This window comes from Vibrio sp. WZ-1 (genome assembly GCF_052037695.1).
Taxonomy (GTDB): Bacteria; Pseudomonadota; Gammaproteobacteria; order Enterobacterales; family Vibrionaceae; genus Vibrio.
The window spans coordinates 105,771-126,715 of the sequence record NZ_JBQEQR010000061.1 but is presented as its reverse complement, the minus strand read 5'-3'; the positions used below and the strand labels follow the sequence as shown (position 1 = coordinate 126,715).

At 44.6% G+C, this 20,945-nt stretch carries 13 protein-coding genes; 7 read left to right on the top strand and 6 right to left on the bottom strand.

The features are described 5' to 3' along the window. Positions 1-42 precede the first annotated feature (42 nt). Complete coding sequence (locus tag ACTS60_RS06545; RefSeq protein ID WP_440887578.1) at positions 43-498, bottom strand: methylglyoxal synthase; 456 nt, start codon at positions 496-498, stop codon at positions 43-45. 69 nt (positions 499-567) lie between these two features. Beyond that, positions 568-1,596, bottom strand: a complete 1,029-nt coding sequence (torT, locus tag ACTS60_RS06540) for a TMAO reductase system periplasmic protein TorT (RefSeq protein WP_440887604.1) — start codon at positions 1,594-1,596, stop codon at positions 568-570. Positions 1,597-1,660: 64 nt separating this feature from the next. On the opposite strand from torT, the gene torS reads away from it, so the two are divergent. Continuing rightward, complete coding sequence (torS, locus tag ACTS60_RS06535; protein ID WP_440887577.1) at positions 1,661-4,618, top strand: TMAO reductase system sensor histidine kinase/response regulator TorS; 2,958 nt, start codon at positions 1,661-1,663, stop codon at positions 4,616-4,618. Positions 4,619-4,706: 88 nt separating this feature from the next. Here the strand turns inward: torS and ACTS60_RS06530 are convergent, their stop codons facing one another. Then, a complete protein-coding gene (locus ACTS60_RS06530) occupies positions 4,707-4,898 on the bottom strand; it encodes a hypothetical protein (RefSeq protein WP_038886761.1) in 192 nt (63 codons plus the stop codon). Positions 4,899-4,916: 18 nt separating this feature from the next. Next, on the bottom strand, positions 4,917-7,274 hold the full coding sequence (locus tag ACTS60_RS06525) for a fatty acid cis/trans isomerase (RefSeq protein WP_440887576.1): 2,358 nt from the start codon (positions 7,272-7,274) through the stop codon (positions 4,917-4,919). Between the two features lie 371 nt (positions 7,275-7,645). Here ACTS60_RS06525 and ACTS60_RS06520 point away from each other — a divergent pair, with 371 nt between their 5' ends. Together ACTS60_RS06520 and ACTS60_RS06515 are read left to right on the top strand one after the other, a co-directional pair. Continuing rightward, on the top strand, positions 7,646-8,758 hold the full coding sequence (locus tag ACTS60_RS06520; protein WP_440887575.1) for a PEGA domain-containing protein: 1,113 nt from the start codon (positions 7,646-7,648) through the stop codon (positions 8,756-8,758). 91 nt (positions 8,759-8,849) lie between these two features. Beyond that, complete coding sequence (locus ACTS60_RS06515) at positions 8,850-10,670, top strand: SUMF1/EgtB/PvdO family nonheme iron enzyme (protein WP_440887574.1); 1,821 nt, start codon at positions 8,850-8,852, stop codon at positions 10,668-10,670. A 350-nt stretch (positions 10,671-11,020) separates the two neighbouring features. Here the strand turns inward: ACTS60_RS06515 and ACTS60_RS06510 are convergent, their stop codons facing one another. After that, entirely contained in the window at positions 11,021-12,586 is a 1,566-nt protein-coding gene (locus tag ACTS60_RS06510) for an arylsulfatase (RefSeq protein ID WP_440887573.1), read from the bottom strand. Between the two features lie 345 nt (positions 12,587-12,931). Here ACTS60_RS06510 and ACTS60_RS06505 point away from each other — a divergent pair, with 345 nt between their 5' ends. After that, a complete protein-coding gene (locus tag ACTS60_RS06505; protein ID WP_440887572.1) occupies positions 12,932-14,479 on the top strand; it encodes an arylsulfatase in 1,548 nt (515 codons plus the stop codon). 153 nt (positions 14,480-14,632) lie between these two features. After that, the gene (locus ACTS60_RS06500) at positions 14,633-16,987 is read left to right on the top strand and encodes a multiheme c-type cytochrome (protein WP_440887571.1); all 2,355 of its coding nucleotides are present in this window, start codon (positions 14,633-14,635) and stop codon (positions 16,985-16,987) included. Here ACTS60_RS06500 and ACTS60_RS06495 read toward each other — a convergent pair. Continuing rightward, positions 16,974-17,843: a LysR family transcriptional regulator gene (locus ACTS60_RS06495; RefSeq protein WP_440887570.1), complete on the bottom strand. Its 870-nt coding sequence runs from the start codon at positions 17,841-17,843 to the stop codon at positions 16,974-16,976. The genes ACTS60_RS06500 and ACTS60_RS06495 overlap by 14 nt on opposite strands. 127 nt (positions 17,844-17,970) lie before the next feature. On the opposite strand from ACTS60_RS06495, the gene ACTS60_RS06490 reads away from it, so the two are divergent. After that, a complete protein-coding gene (locus tag ACTS60_RS06490) occupies positions 17,971-19,488 on the top strand; it encodes an arylsulfatase (RefSeq protein ID WP_440887569.1) in 1,518 nt (505 codons plus the stop codon). Positions 19,489-19,583: 95 nt separating this feature from the next. Next, entirely contained in the window at positions 19,584-20,900 is a 1,317-nt protein-coding gene (locus tag ACTS60_RS06485; protein ID WP_440887568.1) for an anaerobic sulfatase maturase, read from the top strand. Positions 20,901-20,945 lie beyond the last annotated feature (45 nt).

Sequence of the window (20,945 nt, the reverse complement as noted above, 5' to 3'; positions counted from 1 at the left end):
GAGATATAAAAACAGCGGCAATATAGCCGCTGTTTTTTTAATTTAAGTACGTTCCGCTAAATAGGCATCGTAGTCAGGAACTTCCACTTCTACTTCTTCATTAAGGAGTGGGGATTCAAACAAGAACTTTGCAGTAGCTCGGTTGGTTGCAACAGGAATATTCCAAACACTGGCAATACGCAGCAGTGCTTTTACGTCTGGGTCGTGCGGTACAGCATTTAATGGGTCCCAGAAGAAAATTAGCATGTCAATCTTCCCTTCTGAAATAAGCGCGCCAAGTTGTTGATCACCACCCATAGGGCCACTGATCATGCTTTTAATTGCAAGACCAGTTTCTTTGCTTAGCATATGACCGGTTGTGCCAGTCGCATAGAGAAAGTGTCCCTGTAATTTTTCTTTATTCTGTTTCACCCAGCGCAAAAGTTCAGGTTTGTAGTTGTCATGAGCAACCAATGCGATGTGTTTATGAGTAGGCATGGTGCGAATTGTTTTTTGCATCAAGTTATTTCCGTTATCGATTTTATTCTGTGTAATTTGCTGTTACTTATAGAACACGTTTTTCAATTCTCATTCAACTGCTTTAACGCTGAATGTCGGCCTATACTCTGACGGAGATAACGATTCTTCAATTGTTTCGTTATGAAGTGTCTTTGGGGTTAGTGCTTTTATCTCTGGGCTAGCTTGTTTTTCATACGATTGGTTTCGCAAATAGCTTGCAGCTTGAATCAAAGACAAGCGGCCTTGCTCTACCATCTTGTCGGTAGGTGCGAACAGTACTTTATCTCGAAGTAGCCCTCGATAGACGCCATGACTCAGGTAAACAGACACTAAGCCAATTTCATCTGTTTTTTGTGCACTACGTAGCTCACTAATTGCAGCCTCAATAGCCACGGCACTTCCAACAATGTAATCAATATCACCCATGTCAATAACACGTTGAACGATGTTTCGCTGTAGTTCTTTATCGTTGTCAGCCCAGAAGCTATCAACAACATGGATGTCGCTATCTTTAATGGCGTCATAGAAACCTTCGGTAACAGGCTTTGTTCCTCCGCGCGTCTTCGGCCCCAATAACAAGGCGATATTGGTTTGGCCGCTACCTTTAGGGTGGCGTTGCGCCAAGAATTTTCCTGATTTGTAACCCATCCAATACCAATCAACCCCAACAATGCCTTTTAGAAGCTTGCTTTGCTCTTTATCTAACTTGAGCTCATTGACCGTTGCAAATACTGGCGTGTTGCCTACCCATGATTTTAGGTTGTGCTCGTAGGCTTGCGGATCGACCGTGCCCAGAATAATAGCGTCTGCTCCCCACTGGGTACATAAAGCCAGTTGTTGCTCTTGACGAGTTTTATTTGGATAACCGCCGGCTTCAAGTACACGTAAGTCGACACCGAGTTTTTCCGCTTCGGAAACCATTCCATAGTTTACTGATAGCCAGTATGAGTCCTTTAAGTGTGGATAAATGGCACATATTTTTTCGGCTGCGAACGCTGGCACTGAAGCGAAAATTGACAGTGTTAAGGCAGAATGTCCGAAAATTGTGCGAATTGAGCGCTGATTTATAACCATGAAATGAAGTTCGTTGGCATAGATTAAGTAAACACTGCAAAATATAACGTAAACTAACGCCGAACACGAACATTAAGGTAAGGAAAATATGTTGCTAGCAACAGCGAGCATTGGTCGCAAACTGCTTTTGTCTTTTATTGCGATGGCGATGTTGGTGATGGCATCTGCGTTAATAGGGGTGTCTGGTTTTTCTCTGGTGGCCAAAACTGAGCGGAATGTTGTAGATGCTGCTATTCCCGCGATGATTGAGGCTCGCCAAGTTTCTGAGTTGAGCACACGTATCATTTCTTCTGTTCAAATGCTTTCGAATGCACAAAATGAAAAAGAACGAAAAGAAGCAGGTAAGGTACTTTTTGAGCAACTTGAATCATTACTTTCACATATTAAAGAGCTGGGGGGGGAATCTTTCGATCCTAGTCTTTTACAAAAGCTGGAAGCAAATGTTGAAAATGTCATCAATAACTTGGCTGAGCTTGGTGTCTCGGTAGAACGCAAGCTTTGGTTGGCTAAGGAAATCGAAACACGTGTTGAGGAAATGCGTTTGCTAAGTGAGGAGTTAGAACAGCTAACTCGTACTCAAGTGCAAAATACAAGCACTATTGCAGTAGCGAATGTCACGCATATTTACGATTTACTTGAGGCAAATAAAAAGCAACAGGTTTATCAAGCGTTAGATGCCTTGGTCGAAGTGGATCTAGACCTATCAGAGCGTTTACACGAGTTACATTTGTTGGCATTCAAAATGCTCAACCAGATTGAAGAAGCACGCACACTCACCAATATGGATCGTATCCAGCAAGTTCAGCACGCGTTTGAAGATAATTTAAAGATAATGAAGCGCCGTGTGCTTGCAGTTGAAGATCCGACGCGTTCGAAGCAAATGGCACAGCTGCTTACTGAGCTGGGTAAGCGTCAGGTTGTATTCACCATCTTAATGCAACAGTATGAAAATAATGAACAATCTCAACAACTAATGCACAAAACGTTAGAGTTGTTCTCAGAGCTAAACAGCACCGTAAACCAATTGGTGGATGACTCAAATCAAACAACCACTGTTGCTGTCGACCAGTTAACCAGCACATTGAAGTTTGCACAGTGGTCGCTTACCGTGATTTCTATCGTTGGTCTTATCATTGTAGTGCTTATTCTATGGCGTGTTGTTTACGTTTCAGTCGTAAAACGTTTGGCGGAATACTCCGCAGCACTGTTGTCTGTTGCTCAAGGTAACCTAGCAGTAGAGTTAGAGGTTAAAGGTAAGGATGAGCTAGCTCATATGGGGCAGGCAATTATCACCGCGAGAAACACGGCACAAGCTTTAAAAGTTGTTGCAGAAGGTGAAGCGAAAGCAAAACGCGATTTAGAGGAACATAAAGAGCATCTTGAGGAGCTGGTAGAAGATCGTACTTCTCAGCTGAAGCAAGCGAACCGCCGCTTGAATGAAGAAGTACTAAATCATGCAGAAGCTCGCAAACAAGCGGAGCAGGCGAGTCGTGCTAAATCGGCATTCTTAGCAACAATGAGTCATGAAATCCGAACTCCTATGAACGGTGTTTTAGGGACGGCTCGTTTACTGATCGATTCAGGTCTGAATCCTATTCAAAAGCGTTATGCAGAAATCATTAATCGCAGTGGCAAAACATTATTGGCGATTCTAAATGACGTACTTGATTACTCTAAAATTGAAGCCGGGCATTTGGAAATTCGTAGTCAAGGCTTTGATTTACATCAAATGATAGAAGACACATTTCAGCTCATGAATGGTAAGGCGCAAGAGAAGAAACTGCTTTTCTCTTACCATATTGAAAGTGATGTTGGCCGTTACTGGAAGGGAGATGTAACCCGAATTAACCAAGTTCTAAGTAATTTGGTCGGAAATGCGATTAAGTTTACGGAAGAAGGGGAGATTGATATTTACGTTAGTCTAAACCCTGAAGATGAATCCCAAGTTCTGTTTGAAGTCTCTGATACAGGAATTGGTATCGCGAAGAAAGATCAAAAGACACTGTTTGATGCTTTTACTCAAGCAGAAGGTGGTTTGAATCAAACTGGTGGGACAGGTTTAGGTTTGGCGATCAGTCGTCGGATTATTCAAGCGATGGGTGGCAGCTTGGATGTAGACTCGGATGAAGGTCAAGGTAGTAGGTTCTGGTTCTCTATCCCATTAGAAGAAAGTGAACCTGTAGAAACGGTTTCTATCGCAAGTGCGCGTTGTAAAGTCCGCGCGAAAGTACTCGTTGTGGAAGATAATCCGGTCAATCGTGTCGTTGCCGAAGGGTTCTTAGAGAGCATGGGGCACGAAGTTATGATGGCAGAGACTGGCTTAGACGCGGAGCAGATCATTGATAAGCATGATTTTGACATTGCATTAGTCGACATCAACTTGCCAGATTGCAACGGTGCTGATTTAATCCACCGCCTTAAACGCATTGAGAGAAATAAACCAGCAGACAGAGCATTGGTATCAACTCCAATGGTGGCAGTTTCTGCTCATGTTTTTGCTGAAGAAGTAGAAAGCTATTTGGCCGCAGGTTTTGATGGCTACTTACCTAAACCGATGGAAAAAGAAGTACTTGCGGCATTGATTCAAGATATGTTGGAAGGTAGACAACTCTTACTTCCTCAAAACTGCATTGCTCAACAAGAGCAGAACACAACGCCAAAAAATAATGAAAAAACGGTCTTTGAAGACCCAATAGCAGAGGAGCCAGCAATGGTTATCATTAACCCTAACGTGATTCAGTCTGATATGAAGATTTTGGGTAGAGAGAAAATGCTGCACATCATCGATCTATTTAGACAAACGAGCGCGGATATACTGAGCCAACTTGAGGCCTCTGATGAGAATGGTGACAGCCGAGCGATAAAAGATCTTGCTCACAAGCTAAAAGGCAGTGCAGGCAGCTTAGGTTTAACGGCGTTAATGAATACTTGTCAAATCATCGAGATTGCGCCAGAGCCGTTAGAAGCGTACGCAATGGCTAATGACACGTTGAAGAAGCAAGTTAATGAATCAGTCATAGCTCTTGATGAACTTATGATGGAATAACTACGGCGCTCCTAGCGCCATAGAGAAAGAACAACAGTACTTAACTGGTACATAAACAAAAACCTCCGGCTTAGTCCGGAGGTTTTTTCTATTTGGTCAAATTATCATCCCACTCAAACCGAGTGTCTATGGCATATGGGTCATCGTCCAACGGATGCTCCACTCTACCACGTAAGTATTCGAGTTGGTGCTCAAGCATATTGACCGTATCGTAGTCTCCCTCGGAGCAGGCAACGTAAATTTGTTGCTCGAGAGCGGCAATGTTATCTCGGATACTCATGAGAGCCCCCTTAGATCATCATCGATTCTCAAAACGATTATAGTCAAGTAAACCAAATTCGATCGGTTGTTTTGCACGATACCAATCATGCAAGCGATCGCTAAATGGCCAGAATTTGTCAGAGCTACGGCGAATCGCAAACTTATCCAACAACTTAACGTAATCATCCTCTGATCTAAGGTTGCTAAAATTATCGACAAATTCTTTTACCTGATCTTCTCGTAGAGAGAAAAATACGGCTGGGTAGCTACCAACCACACCACGAACAATGGTCATATCGTCGTTCGCGAAATCGCGGTTGCTCTCCTCATTGAATAGACTAGAGATATTGATGTGAGCATTGTTGTGCAACAGAGTAAACAGCTCATCTTCTCCTGTTTCACTTTTCACCATCAGCATCATTATTTGTGGAACCGTTTTTAGCCCTTCACCATGAACTTGATTGATGCTTGCCAAATGCTGTTCGTTTTCCACTGTTAGTGCTGTATCGATGATTTTGTAGCGCGGTAACAAGATTGGAGATACCTGTTTACGTAAAATATCTAATAGCTCCGACTTGGGGTCATCGGTGTGGTAGACCACACTGGTTGGCTGACTAAATGGCGCGACGTTTCGTTGCAAGAAGTCGCTTAACTGCCGTGGCTGATCTTGATACCAACTCGAATGTTCTTTATGACGCATATCTGCAGGAAGGAGGGCAATGAAGTTGCTTTCCCCTTCAAGTCGCAAAAAGTCCATAAACATACGTGTAATTAGCTGGTGGCCAAAATTACCGTAAACATCAAAACCAGCGACTAAAAGGTAGTGAATACGCTCAAGCAGAGCGTAGTCTAACACCCATGCCGTCTTTGGTTGCTCGCCTACTAAGCCTTGCACCACTGACGCACTGTCAAAGTGACGAAATACCGTAAGTGCCGCATTCGGGTTAGTGCCGTTACCATCCCAAATCACGTCAGTGGATAAGTGCTCACCGTTCTTGAACCATTGGTTGATGAAGTTTGATTTCGCCTCTAGGTAACGGGCTTGCTGACGAGAGTACTTAACCCAATTTGTTACTGGTACAGTATTGCTTTCGAGCTCACTCGGCAGTTTTAGGTTTTCAGCTTGTGAACGATAGAACTCGTTTACTTCAGGGATATCAGCTTTGTCGGGATCTAAGAAAAACACCCAAAAGCGGTCGTTAATGACGTTCAATGCGAGTTGTCCGCGGCATACTGGACCTTTGATATAAGCCATGATCGTGTTTTGCGCATTATCTAACATGAACTTAAAGCGAGCTTTCACTGGTAAATCAATGAAGGCGGTCATAGGGTTTGCCGCGACTTCTGGTGCGTAGCTTGGGAGCTGCACTACTTGATAATCGGCATCAATGAACCACTTCTTCCAGTTTTCAATCCGTTGTTTGTTTAGTGCAAATGGCATGTGGGTTTTATCCACAATCGTGCCTTGCTCCGGAATGAGGCGATAGTATACGCGTTCAACCAGCGGGTCGTCGTACGGGCGGCGGGTGGTAATGCGTTTAACAGGTTCACCTGGAGGCGTTGCAGAGCGGACGAGAGTGAAAAAGCGAGGCTGTTCGTCGCTCAATTCGGAGAAGAACAAATGAGACAGAAACAGGTGCTCGTAGATGTAGCGGGCTGCTAGTTGGTTTTTCCGCGAGCTTTTGTTCAGTAATGTTTCGTACTTATCTACTTCCGCTTGCTGTTGCTCAGTGAGAGGCTCATGCGCGTTCATCATTGCGCCATTTTCTAACCACAGCATTAGGGTCTGATATTCATTTGCCGTTAGATTCGGCATGCCAAACGGCATTCCCCAAGTAGGGTTGTCTTGTTCGTATTGAGCATACTCTTCGATAGTTGGGCACGTTTGCTCTCGGTCGATAGAGAAGTCGAACCCTTCTAATTGTACTTGGTCAGGTAAAGGGTGGCGTTCTTTTTGTTGTAATAAGCGCGCTATCAGTCCCGCGTCTAAATTTGCTGCGGAACTTTGCTCGCGTTCATTTAGGACCGGATGAAAGCCTGCATCTCGCCATTCTTGAGTGGTCTGTGCGTCTTCAAACAAGCGAGTTGGAGCAGCAGCAGTGAGACGAGTGCCTTCATATACCAGTGCTTTACTTGCACCGCGGTCGATACCCTCAACAGAAGAGAGTTTAAGCTGACAAGGTGCGTCATAACAGGCATGGCAGACGACACAGCGATTATCAATAATAGGCTTAACTTCGCGTTGGAAGAAGTCGGCTTGAGGTGTACTAATCTCAGCCGTCCGTTCTTGAACTTGTTCAGGCCCAAACAGAGTATCGAAGTTAAATCCAGCGTAGGCTGCACAACCGGCAAATAGAGTCACAAAGCTCAATATCAAAAAGTGTTTATATTTCATCGAAGCCTAAAGGTTTTGATTATTGTATGTTTATTATACCTAAGTACCTCAAATATGCAGAGTTGATTCCAGTTGCGCGCTTGATCATATCAGTTATATGTGCAACTACGTGCGGTAGCTTTTTTATAAATACTTAATTTACCGTTAATAAAAAGCTCAGAAATGTGATTTATACATGCCTTTGTGGAGGATTTTGAATTTCTTTTTGTTATACAATGCCTTGATAGGTTTGGGGATTTGAAGTGCAAATTTTAACCACTCCTCGGTTTCTCTATAAAGCTCAAAAATAAAAATAGAGATAAGTTGTCTATTGGGTAAATTGCCATTACCCCGGCGTAAAGTTTGATGCCGCGTTACATTAGCAGGGAATTATGAAAACACGTTCAGTTTCAGCGCTTACTATTGCGCTAGCTTGCTCTTTGGGTTCGACTTACGTATTAGCCCAAGACGGTGAACAGCCAGATCTTGTTGCTGCTGTTGACCAAAAAATCGAAATTAAGCATCAAGAGATCCAAGATCTAGATGCAAAGTATGACGAGCAAAAGTCAGCACTGCGCCAATTACAGAATGATAAAGTGCGTTTGATATCATCGGGTGAAGAGTTAGAGGCAAAAAGAAACCGTGCTAAGTCAGCGCTTGATAAACAGTACTCGCGCCTACTAGAAGACCCTGAAACAGACCTTGTATCATTCCAAAAGCAGTATCAAGAGAGTTGGGCTGCAGTAAAAGATAATCAAACAGACCAGCTTAAGCTAACTCAGTCTATTGAAGAATCTGAATCTCGCCTTTCACAGCTTAAGCACAAGTTAGCTAGATTGAACAGTGAATACACAAATCTCCAAGAGTCTCGTTTCGATGCTCGTGTAAAACGCTTGGAAACTGAGCTAAGAGAGAGCGCTGTTTTAGAAACTCGTTATACTACAAATTGTTCGCCTTCTATGACGTTGGGTGAGTGTAGTGGCCAAGGACAATACTTAACAAAACAAAAAGCAGTGAATACCTTCAAAGGTAAGTTGATTAATAATTTAACTGAATCAGAACTTGTGCGTCAGAATTTGCAAGGGGTTCAGCTGAACATCTACGTACAGGAAAGCCAAGTTATTGAAAGTGGTTTTTCGGGCAACGGTGATTACGCGACTCATATCCAAGCGCAACTTCAAGCAAGACCAGAAGCAACGGCTGCGTGTAAGCTTCTTGGACTGTCAACGCGTTACTGTTTAAATGGCCAAGCAACAGCAGAAACATCAAGTAAAAAACAGCCTCCTAAAAGCTGGGTTAACTTGACCGTTCGCTCTGATCAGTATGGTGATGCGGTAACAATTAACGGCGTAAGCTATGGCAGTACACCCGTTGAGTTGATGCTGCCAAAAGGTAAGCACCAGGTTACGGTGTCCAAGCAAGGCTATGAAACTTATAATCGCGAGATTTATCTTAACAACCGAGATACGGTTTGGGTGAAGCTTGCTGAAAACAGCAGAGGTTAAGAGCATTCAAAGCTTTTAAATCATCGCCACTTTACCATATCTATGGTGAAGTGGCGTTTTGCGTCATAACTAGAAATATTAAGTAGGAACAATGCGATACGGTTTATCTGTTCTTGTGTTGGCGATGGTCCCTTCACTTGCATCACTGCCCACTTTTGCTCAAATTGAGTCTAGTAAGACTCCAACGACAATCCAGAGTACGCTATTTGAGAAAAACTCAGAGCTACAGGATGCAAAGCAAACGGTTTCTGAAATTAAAACTCGATTTGATAATCAATCTGCTCAGAGTTCTAGGTTGTCGGAACAAATTAACGGCTTGGAAGTAAAGCTAGCAAAAGCTAAAGCACAGTTATCGGCTGATTATGCAAAGATGATTGATGATCCTGATCTCGACATTGTTCCTAGCCAACAACACTACCAAAGTGCTTGGAACGATCTTAAACACGCACAATCAGAATTGCTGGCCTCCCAACAGAAAAAAGAGGAGATCAATAATGAACTCTCTGAAGCGCAAGCAATTCAGCATCAATTAGAGCTGACAATCCAAGAACTCGGTGAGAAGAAAAAGCGTGCTCGAGTGGCTTTGCTTCGAGAAGAAATCCAAAAAGCAGGCACAGAGACGGTTAGTTATGTAAACACTTGTGCAAGTGATATGACGCTGGACGCGTGTAAGAAACAAACATTAAATTTGGCGATCCAGAAAGCAGTCGGGCAGTTTAAATCAAGTGTTATATCCAACACCTCCGAATCACAAATAGTGATGCAAAATCAAGCTTCTGCTTCTTTGAATATCCATGTATCCGAGTACTCTGAGGGTTCATCTCGTTTCTTTGATCAGAACAGATACAAAACCACCTTGAAGGTCGGCTTGACGTCAAAACCTGCCGACAATGCTGCGTGTAAGTTGCTAGATCTTGATTCGAAGTATTGTTTTGCGCCATCACTTGGGGAGGAGCAATCGCAAAGTGTCGAGGTCGCTTGGCATACGGTGATAATTCGTTCTAGTCAGTTTGATGATCGGGTGACAATTGATGGTGTGCGCTACGGCTCTACGCCTATAGAGGTGATGTTGTCAGGTGGCACGCACCAAATCACTATCGAGAAAGAAGGCTACAAGCCATTTAGCCGCCAATTTACCATTGGGCAGGACCAAACAATCCGTGCCAACTTGGTGGCTAAATCGAATGCACCAAAGGCTGGGGAAACTTTTGCCGACTACATCAATAAAAACACCAATGCACCAGAAATGTCTGTGGTTACCGCTGGTACTTTTTTAGTCGGTGAAAATGCAGCTAAGCAGATTACCTTACCTAAAGGGTTTGCATTAGGGACTGCCCCTGTGACAGTCGAAGAATTCAGCACATTTGTGACAGCAACGGGTTACAAAACGGACGCTGAGCTGACTCATATTTGTACAGCCATTGATGAAGCGACTATTGTGCCAGTGGCAGGAAACAATTGGCAGTCACCTGGTTACAAGCAAAACACAGATTATCCAGTGGTTTGTGTGAGTAAAAATGATGCGAATGCCTATGCTAATTGGTTATCTAAGCAGACCGGCTATAAGTACCGTCTACCTTCTGAGGATGAGTGGGAAATCGCCAGTCGAGCTGGCTCTACAGATGCATACTGGTGGGGCAGTGATTTCGGTGTAGGAAGAGCAAATACAGGTTGGGGTGGTACACCATGGTCGAACCAAAGTGCTTCTCCTGTTAAGTCATTCGCGGCCAACCATTTGGGTATGTACGATATGGTAGGTAACGTCTGGGAATGGACAGCTGACCCGAAAGGCATATTAAAAGGTGGGGCATGGAGCTTCTCTGCGGATAAAGCGAAGGCGGAAGCTCAACTGTTTATCTCACCGTCATCTGCTGCGAATTTTGCCGGATTCAGGGTTTTAAGAGAGTTATAGAAAAGGAGAGGGAAACCTCTCCTTTTTGTTTGTCGTTAGAGATGCCCTCAGTTATAACGCGCTGACATATGCCTTAAGAGCTATCTACAGCGCGATTGCGTTGATCGAACTGACACTCCTATTTAATAGAGGACGGGCTTACTTAACATTTCTCTATGATGTTCGCTTAAGAGCCAAAGCAGCATGAACTGAATTAGCATGAGTTCAAAAGGGGTATCTCATAGTGGTAGTGGTAGTGGTAGTGGAGTGAGTGTGTTTGCTAACAAGAAGCTTTCCGTCGCAGAGCTTGATGCAGAACAAAAAGAAAACCCACCAAGGCTGGTGGGTTTTTTCGGTAGTAGCAAAAGAAACTATTTCATTTTCTTAACTTCTTGTTGAAGTTGTTCTAGCTGTTTCATTTTCCCTTGTAGGCCAAGAGATTGGTAGCTAATTGATGCAGGGTTCATCATTTGACCTTGCTGCATTGGGTAATCCGGCAACGTCTGGAAGAACTCGCCTAGCACGTCTTGGATAGGTACGAACAACCACATATTGTCTGCCATCCAACGTAGGTACATGCCAGATTCGTGTGGCGCTTTCTCGAATGGGTCAGCACGTAGGTGGATGATCTTCGGCCAGTTTGGCGCGAAACGAACCGCATCCGTGATGTTACCTTCTAGTGTAGCGAAGTGCAGTTTCCAATCGTTCCATCGAACTGCGTTTAGTTCACCGTTTGCTGTGAAGTACAGTAGTGATTCACGCGGACCTTTCTCTTCTTTACCTTGGAAGTACGGCATGAAGTTGTAGCCATCAATGTGTACGCGCCAGTCTTTGCCATTTGCTTTGTAGCCTTTAGCCAGCTTCTCTTTCACGTCAGGAACGCCTGCTGCTGCCATCAGTGTTGGTAACCAGTCTTGGTGCGCCATCATTTCGTTGATCTTAGTACCCGGTTTGATTACGCCAGGCCAACGCACTAGCTGAGGAACACGCATACCGCCTTCCCAAGTGGTACCTTTTTCACCGTGGAAAGGTGTCGCGCCACCATCAGGCCAAGATACGGTCTCTGCACCGTTATCGGTTGAGTAGATCACGATAGTGTTGTCAGCGACACCTAGCTCATCAAGCTTGTCCAATAGAACACCCACTTGATCATCATGCTCGAGCATGCCGTCAGCGTAGATACTGATGCCAGATTTACCTTGGTATTTCTCTTGTAGACGAGTCCAAACGTGCATACGGGTGGTGTTGTGCCAGATGAAGAAAGGCTTGTCTGCTTTTACGGCTTTTTCCATAAACGCCAATGACGTTTCTAGAAACTCTTCATCCGCATGTTCCATACGCTTACGCGTCATAGGGCCAGTATCTTCAATCTTACCGTCAGCAAATGACTTGATTACACCGCGAGGACCGTAGTTTTTACGAAATTCAGGGTCTTTCGGGTAGTAGTATGTTTCTGGTTCTTCTTCAGCGTTTAGGTGGTAAAGGTTACCAAAGAACTCGTCGAAACCATGATTAGTTGGTAAATGTTGGTCTTGGTCACCCAAGTGGTTCTTACCGAACTGAGCCGTCATGTAGCCTTGCCCTTTTAGAAGGTCGGCAATGGTTGGTGCCCAGTCAGGGATACCATGAGTTGAGCCTGGCATACCGATTGTAAGCAAGCCAGTACGGAACGGTTCTTGGCCTGTGATGAATGATGCACGGCCAGCAGTACAAGATTGCTGACCGTAGTGATCAGTAAAAAGTGCACCTTCGTTTGCGATACGGTCGATATTCGGGGTTTCGTAACCCATCATACCTTGGTTGTATGCACTGATGTTCCAGTAACCAACATCATCACCAAAAATCGCTAGGATATTCGGTTTGTCTGCCGCCACTGCAGCGCTTGAGGTTGCCAGTACGCCGAGACCGACAGCCAGCTTACTCATTTGGTTAGCCATAAAAACTCCAAATTGGTTGAAAGTTGGAAGAGAAGCACAGGTACCGCCTGCGCTTCGTTGGCTATTAAGTTAATGATGCAATTGAAGAATGTCGCTTTATAGTGTTTATAACCATAAGTTATGCAGGCAAGTAACTCTTTGTTTTATAGGTTTAATATTCAAACCCTGCTCTTTGTATGGAAAACTGAAGCGAGACTTGGGTCACGTTAATCTTATTGGCAATGAGTGTCTATCGACCTTAGTTTTAGCCCAAGTTTATTTATGCTATTGGATTCGCAATAGTCTATTTTGTGAACTATATGTTTGTGTGCAGGATGTACTTTTCTAATACGGATAGAGGTTTATATGACAGCGAATTATGGCGTGAAGCGCCGATTAGCGATTCTTGCCGCAGCATTTGTTGGCGCGACAAGTAGCAGTATCGCGGCAGAGAAACCGAATATTCTTGTCATCTGGGGTGATGACATTGGCCAATCCAACTTGAGTGCGTATACCTTTGGTTTAATGGGATATAAAACACCTAACATCGATAGCATTGCGAAAGAAGGCATGATGTTTACTGACTATTATGGTGAACAATCGTGTACTGCTGGGCGTTCAACCTTTATTACCGGACAAACGGTGTTACGTACAGGTTTGAGTAAAGTCGGTTTACCTGGCGCGGATTTAGGTTTGCAAGCAGAGGACGTCACCATTGCTGAGTTGCTCAAACCTATGGGCTATATGACTGGTCAGTTTGGTAAGAATCACTTAGGTGATAAAGATGAACATCTTCCGACGAATCATGGCTTTGACGAATTTTTTGGCAACCTTTATCACTTGAACGCCGAGGAAGAACCAGAGAATGTGGATTACCCGAAAGATCCTGAATTCCGTAAGAAGTTTGGTCCTCGCGGCGTCATCAAATCTTATGCCGATGGCAAAATTGAAGATACGGGACCATTAACACGAAAACGAATGGAAACGGTTGATGCAGAAACGTTAGATGCGGCGCTTGATTTTATGGATCGTGCGGTGAAAGCAGACAAACCGTTCTTCGTGTGGTGGAACGCAACACGTATGCATTTCCGTACCCACGTGAAAGAAGAAAACTTGGGTAAGACAGGGATCAGTTATTATGCAGATGCTATGGTTGAGCATGACAACCAAGTTGGCGAGCTACTCAAGAAAGTTGATGACCTAGGTATTAAGGACAACACAATAGTCTTTTATTCCACCGACAATGGCCCTCACATGAACACTTGGCCAGATGCAGGCTTAACGCCATTCCGTGGTGAGAAGAACACCAATTGGGAGGGGGCATACCGCGTCCCAGCGATGGTGCGTTGGCCGGGTAAAATTGAAGCTGGTTCAGTCTCTAACGATATTATGCATCATATGGACTGGATGCCGACTCTAGTTGCTGCAGCTGGTGATAGTGATGTTAAAGGTAAACTGTTGAAAGGGTATTCTGTTGACGGAACGAATTACAAAGTCCACCTAGATGGCTACAACTTCTTGCCGTACTTGATGGGTAAAGAGGAAAAGGGCCCGCGTGAGGAAGTATTCTATTTTTCTGATGACGGCGATCTAACAGCATTACGCTATAACAACTGGAAGATTGTGTTCATGGAACAGCGAGCGAAAGGGACGCTAAGAATATGGGCAGAACCTTTTACTGAGCTTCGCGTACCAAAAATTTTCAATTTGCGTATGGACCCGTATGAAGTGGCAGATGTTACATCAAATACCTACTATGACTGGATGTTAGACCGTGCTTATATGCTAGTACCTGCGCAAGCTTATGTTGGGAAGTTCCTAGAAACATTCAAAGATTATCCTCCAAGGCAGAAAGCTGCGAGTTTTTCTCTTGAGCAAGTAATGGAAAAATTACAAGAGAATCCAAATAAGTAACTGGAATTGAATTGATTGCAACTGGGGCTCTTCGGAGCCTCTTTTTTTGCGCCTTGTTTCAGTTTTCCTTAAAACCGATGCAATTGCTTGTCTAAAAAGAAAAAACACTTCTATCTTTGAACAGAGAATAAAAGGAATCACACAAGGACATTTATGACTCAGTGGGCAAGTTGGAAGCAGATGTTAATTGGTCTTGCATCGCTCGTCAGTCTTTTTCTGTTTGCACAGGAAACGTTTTCTTCACAAGAACCTCTTGTTGAGCAGCAAGTAGGGACGGACACACCTAAATCAATCGATTCCTCAACGCTTACTTACGTTGGTAGTGAAGCGTGTATTGATTGCCACAAGAAAGAAACCGAAGCGTGGCAAGGTTCTCATCACGATATGGCGATGCGTCACGCTGATGCAGAATCTGTTCTCGGTGACTTTGAAGACCACACATTCACCTTTGAAGGGAAGCCAAATCGCTTCTATCGAAAAGGGGAAGAGTATTGGGTCAATATCCAAGGGCCTGATGGTGAGTGGCATGATTACAAAATCAGCTACACCTTTGCGTGGGAGCCGCTTCAACAATACATGGTGGAATTCGACGACGGACGTGTGCAGCTAATTCCTTTCGTTTGGGATTCGAGAACCAAGCAAGAGGGCGGACAGCGCTGGTTCCATCTCTATCCCGACACCACAACAAAAGATGAGTTTTACTGGACCAATACGGGCCAGAATTGGAACTTCATGTGTGCCGATTGCCATTCAACCAATCTAGAAAAGAACTACGACGCCAAAACCAATACGTATTCAACCACGTGGTCTGAGATCAATGTGGGTTGTGAAGCGTGCCATGGTCCAGCCAGCGAACATGTAGAGCTTGCCAAACAAGCGGAAAAATCTGGAAATACCATCGCCCCAGCGAATCACTATGGTTTTGACCGAGATTTAGGTAAAGCAGTAAAAGAGTGGGTCTACGAAGAAGGGCAAAGTACGCTCCAGCCAAAAGAAATAGCGATGACGCACCAAGTTCAAACGTGCGCGCAGTGCCATAGTCGTCGTACGCAGCTCAACGAAACTGAAGATCATGTAAAAGGTTCGTTCCTAGATAAATATCGTCTTAGCTTAATCACACCAGAGCTCTATTATCACGATGGTCAGATTTATGACGAAGATTACGTCTACGGTTCATTTTTGCAATCCGCTATGGCAGAGAAAGGTATAACCTGTACCAACTGCCATGACCCCCATACCGCAGAGTTAAAAATTCCTGAAGAAGCCGTTTGCGCGCAGTGCCATATTGCGTCTGACTACATGCCGGAAAATCACACTTTCCATGAGGCAAATACCGAGGCATCCCAATGCACGACTTGTCACATGCCGGAAACGACTTATATGCAAGTTGACCCACGTCGTGACCACAGTTGGCATGTGCCGCGTCCCGATCTGAGTCAGCACATCAATACGCCAAACGTCTGTACATCATGCCATGAAGACGAAACCAACCAGTGGGCAGATAAGAAAATAGGCGAATGGTTCCCGAATTCGAAATACCGCAATCAACAACACGTTGCGGTCGCATTTTACGCCGACTCTATTGGTCACCGCGGTGCACCCGATGCATTAGCCTATTCGGCTCAAGACGCATCGTTAAGCGATATTATTCGTGCCTCAGCTTTGGAACGAATGGGGGGTAATACCGGGAAGAACACTTTGGTTTCCTTAGCGAGAGCAGTAAAGCATGACAGCGATATGATCCGTTTAGGTGCCATCGTCGGTTCTTCAGGTTATGAATTTAGCGACCGGTGGCAAATTCTTGAACCATTACTAAATGACTCAGTGTTGTCCGTTCGCGCTGAAGCAGCGGGTGCTTTGGTTCGTTATTTTTCAGAAATGAATCCGCTGCAACGCGACAAGATCAGACAACCACTGGAAGACTATATGGAAATCCAGCGTTTTAATGCGGATCGAGGCTTTGGGCGAACCAACCTCGCGAATGTCTATCGAGATCTTGGTGAAACAGACAAAGCCATTGCGTCCTACCAAAAAGCCATTGAAATAGAGCCTTACTTTGAGAACAGCTACGCCAACTTAGCGGATGTATACCGAGCACAAGGTAACGACAAAAAAACACTAGAAACTCTGATGGCCGGGATGGAAGCGCAACCTAAGTCGAGTGCATTGCCTTACAGCGCAGGCTTGGCATGGCTTCGTGTTGGAGATGGCGCTAAGGCAAACCAATATTTGAAACAAGCGGCTGAAACGGCAGAACACAACCCGCAGTATTGGTATGTGTATGGGCTCGCTCTGGAGAAATCAGACGTGCTTGCGGCCAGTAAAGCGTTGAACACCGCTTACCAAGTGGGTGGAAATCCGCAGCATTTGTACGCCGAGTGTGAAGTGTTAGCGCGCAACTATAAACAAGGGACCGTAGCTTTTGCTTTTGAGCAATGTGTTAAGCAGCTTGCGGAAGTGGTACCAGCGGAGGTTGTTCAACGCTTGAGAACCTCTATAAATCAATAGGTGCTGGATAAGTAGACTCTAACTGATGCTTAATTTGTTCCCTTAAGCGTTGATGAGCAGGGTTGTGCTCGTCGCGCTTATGGTAGACAAATTTATAAGGAATACGCTCTATCTCTATCGGACAATCAAGCACTTGTAATTTAAGTGCTTTGCTCCATTTCATCGCAAATGAGCGTGATACCACACCGAGGCAATCACGTTGCGCTACATACATTGCCATACCTGCTAATGATGACGTCACGATCTCGACATTTCGCTCCTGAATTGGCTCTTTTGCCAACTGTTCAAAACCTGATGTGTTATTCCACTTGCCTGAAAACATGCAGTGATTCTCATGATAGAAGGCTTCTTTGCTGAGCGAACCTTGAATCCTAGGGTGGCTTTGGCGACATATCACCATAGCGGCTTCGTCGTAAGCCGTTTCTATCACGAAAGCTGAGTCTTTGGTGATGATGGTATCAATCACCAAGTCCATTTTTTGTTGACGAATCTGTTCAAAAAGTAAGTATTTTTCCGGTGGAGATTCGTGGAACACCACGTTCTCAATCGGATTTAAGCTGTGGAGTAAGGTTTCTGAGCAACAAACTTGAAAAGAGGTGCGTTCAGAAATGGCATTGTCGACAATACTTACTGCTTGGCGAAACTGTGGCATCAATTGATAGGCAGTTGAGGTTGGTGCAATGCCTCTACCTTGTTTCACAAACAGCTGCTTGCCTACCACTTGCTCTAGTCGCTTTATTGAGGCGCTAACAGCAGGCTGTGTAACACCTAAATGGTCTGCTGCTTTGGTGTATGATTGGTACTCTGCAACCACCAAAAAAGTTTGAATCAAGTTTAAGTCCATCTTCTTATCCATAAACTGAATTTATGCATTAACGTATCTGAACTCTATTTATCCGTCAAATGACAAGTTTTATCTTAATCAAATCTTGGTGTCTGATTCCTCCCCAAGATTAGCAGCAACGGATTTATGGAGCTCTTTTATGGCAAACCACGATAAAAAACGCGGCAAGAAGTTAGTATTAAACGCCTGCACCCTTGCGATTGGAGCGGCATCAGCGACCGCTTATTCAGCAGAACAGCCCAACATTCTCGTTATCTTTGGTGACGATGTCGGTTACTGGAACCTAAGTGCTTACAACGACGGTATGTTGGCTTACAGCACGCCAAACATTGATAGTATTGCGAGAGACGGTGCTAAGTTTACCAACTTCTACGCTCAGCAAAGCTCAACAGCAGGTCGTTCGGCTTTCATTACGGGACAAATGCCAAAGCGTACTGGCTTGTCTAAAGTCGGTTTGCCGGGAGCGAAAGAGGGGATTTCTGAGAAAGATCCAACTATCGCAACATTGTTACGTGACCTCGGTTATGCAACGGGTCAATTTGGTAAAAACCACCTTGGTGACCGTGATGAACACTTGCCGACCAACCACGGTTTCGACGAATTCTTCGGTAACCTTTATCACTTAAATGCGGAAGAAGAGCCGGAGAACGTAGACTACCCACAAGATCCTGAATTTAAGAAGAAGTTCGGCCCTCGTGGTGTGATCCACTCTTATGCGGATGGCAAGATTGAAGACACAGGTCCATTGACCCGCAAACGCATGGAAACGGTTGATGATGAGTTCCTAGATGAGGCTGAGACGTTTATCGAGAAACAAGTCAAAGCCGACAAACCGTTCTTTACGTGGTTTAACACCACGCGCATGCACAACTTCACGCACGTTCCAGACGAATACAAAGGTAAAACTGGCGCTGGCTTCTACGCCGATGGTGTGAAGCAACATGACGACCAGATTGGTCACTTGCTCAATAAGATTAAAGAGCTTGGTGTTGATGACAACACCATCATTGTCTACACCACAGATAATGGCCCAATGATCAACTTATGGCCGGACGCGGGTATGACGCCATTCCGCAGTGAGAAAAACACGGGTTGGGAAGGTGGCTTCCGCGTTCCTGCAGTGATCAAGTGGCCGGGTCATATCCAAGCGGGTACGACGCTTAACGGCATTGTGTCTCTGGAAGATTTCTTACCAACCTTGGTGGCAGCTGCGGGCAACAGCAACGTCAAAGAAGAGCTACTCAAAGGCAAGAAAGTGGGCGATATGAACTACAAGGTTCACTTAGACGGTTACAACCAACTGCCATACCTAACGGGTAAAACGGACAAGTCTGCTCGTAACGAATTTGTTTACTGGAGTGACGACGGTGATTTGCTGGCTTTACGCTACGGAAAATACAAATATCACTTCTTGATTCAAGAAAACGAAACTGGTTTGGATATCTGGAAGAAACCATTTACCAAGCTACGTGTTCCACAAATCTATGATTTGAGTATCGACCCATTTGAGCGTGGCGATACTGGTATGGGGTACGACCGTTGGATGTACGAACGTTCATTCTTGATGATGCCTGCGGTTGAAAAAGTAAAAAAGGTCATGGAAACGTTCAAAGAGTACCCGCCGCGCATGGCTCCGGGCTCGTTTGTTCCGAAATAACGTTTTGTCCTTAGGTCGATAGGCCCTAGTTATTGTCCTTAAATACAGCGCCCAACTCGGGCGCTGACTTTCTTCTGCTTTCGAGAGCGTTCTTTATGAAAAAACAAACTCACATTCATACTACTCAAATGGCATTAACTCCTCTCAAAACGGCGTTTGCATCTAATAGTGATAAAGTCGAACGACGTTTTCACGTGATGGCGAAACCGGGCGGGGCGAAATGCAACATCGATTGTCAGTACTGTTTTTATCTACACAAAGATGAATTACTCAATCAAGGTACTCAGCCAAAAATGGATGATGCAACACTTGAGGCATTCATAAAGAGCTATATCGAAAGCCAAGATGGTGACGAGGTTGTGTTTTCTTGGCAGGGTGGTGAGCCAACACTGTTGGGATTGGATTACTTCAAAAAGATTGTTGAACTGCAGAACAAATACGCTAAGCCGGGCGTTCGCATCGAAAACGACCTTCAAACGAACGGCTTGTTGTTAAACGAGGCTTGGTGTCAGTTTCTGCATGACCATGGATTTTTGGTTGGTCTATCGATAGATGGTCCTGAATTTATCCACGACAAATTCCGTCGAACCCGAAGTGGCAAACCGACGTTTCAACGCGTGATGCAAGCTGTTGAACTGATGAAGCGTCATAAGGTGTCATTCAATGCTCTGGTGACAGTAAACCGCTTTAACGCCAAATATCCGCTCGAAGTGTACCGTTTTCTCACTCAAGAAATCGGTGTCACTTACATCCAATTTACACCTTGTGTTGAACCTCGATCTTTTACTCAAACTGCTCCACATTTCTGGAAAGAAAATATGTCGCCAAAACTCGGCAGTGGATTAGCGAAGCCGGGACATTTGATGTCGGTTGTCACGGAGTGGTCAGTCGATGCAGAAGAGTGGGGCAAGTTCCTGATTGCCGTATTTGAAGAGTGGGTGAATAACGATTTGGGCAGAGTTTTAGTCAACCTTTTCGAAACTGCTGTCGCACAAGTGATGGGAATGCCTTCGCAATTATGTGTTAGCGCAGAGTTCTGCGGTAAAGGGCTGGCGATTGAACATAATGGTGATGTGTTTAGCTGTGACCATTACGTTTATCCAGAATACCAACTGGCTAACATTCATGACCGCTCTCTGAATGAGATTGCAATCTCAACTCGTCAATACAGTTTCGGCATGGCGAAAAAATCGTCTTTACCTCAATACTGTGTTGAATGCCCATATTTGCAATATTGCTGGGGAGAATGCCCTAAAAATCGGCTACTTACCACGCCGAATGGTGAGGCTGGTCTAAACTACTTATGTTCTGGAATCAAAATGTTCTTTGACCATTCGCTGCCAATTTTGGTTGGTATATCTACGTTAATAAAGTCTTACAACTCAGGTGAATATAGCGAATATAACCTTTAGTTATTACTTTCAGTCTTATACTCAACTTTCAACGCTCAGGCTCCC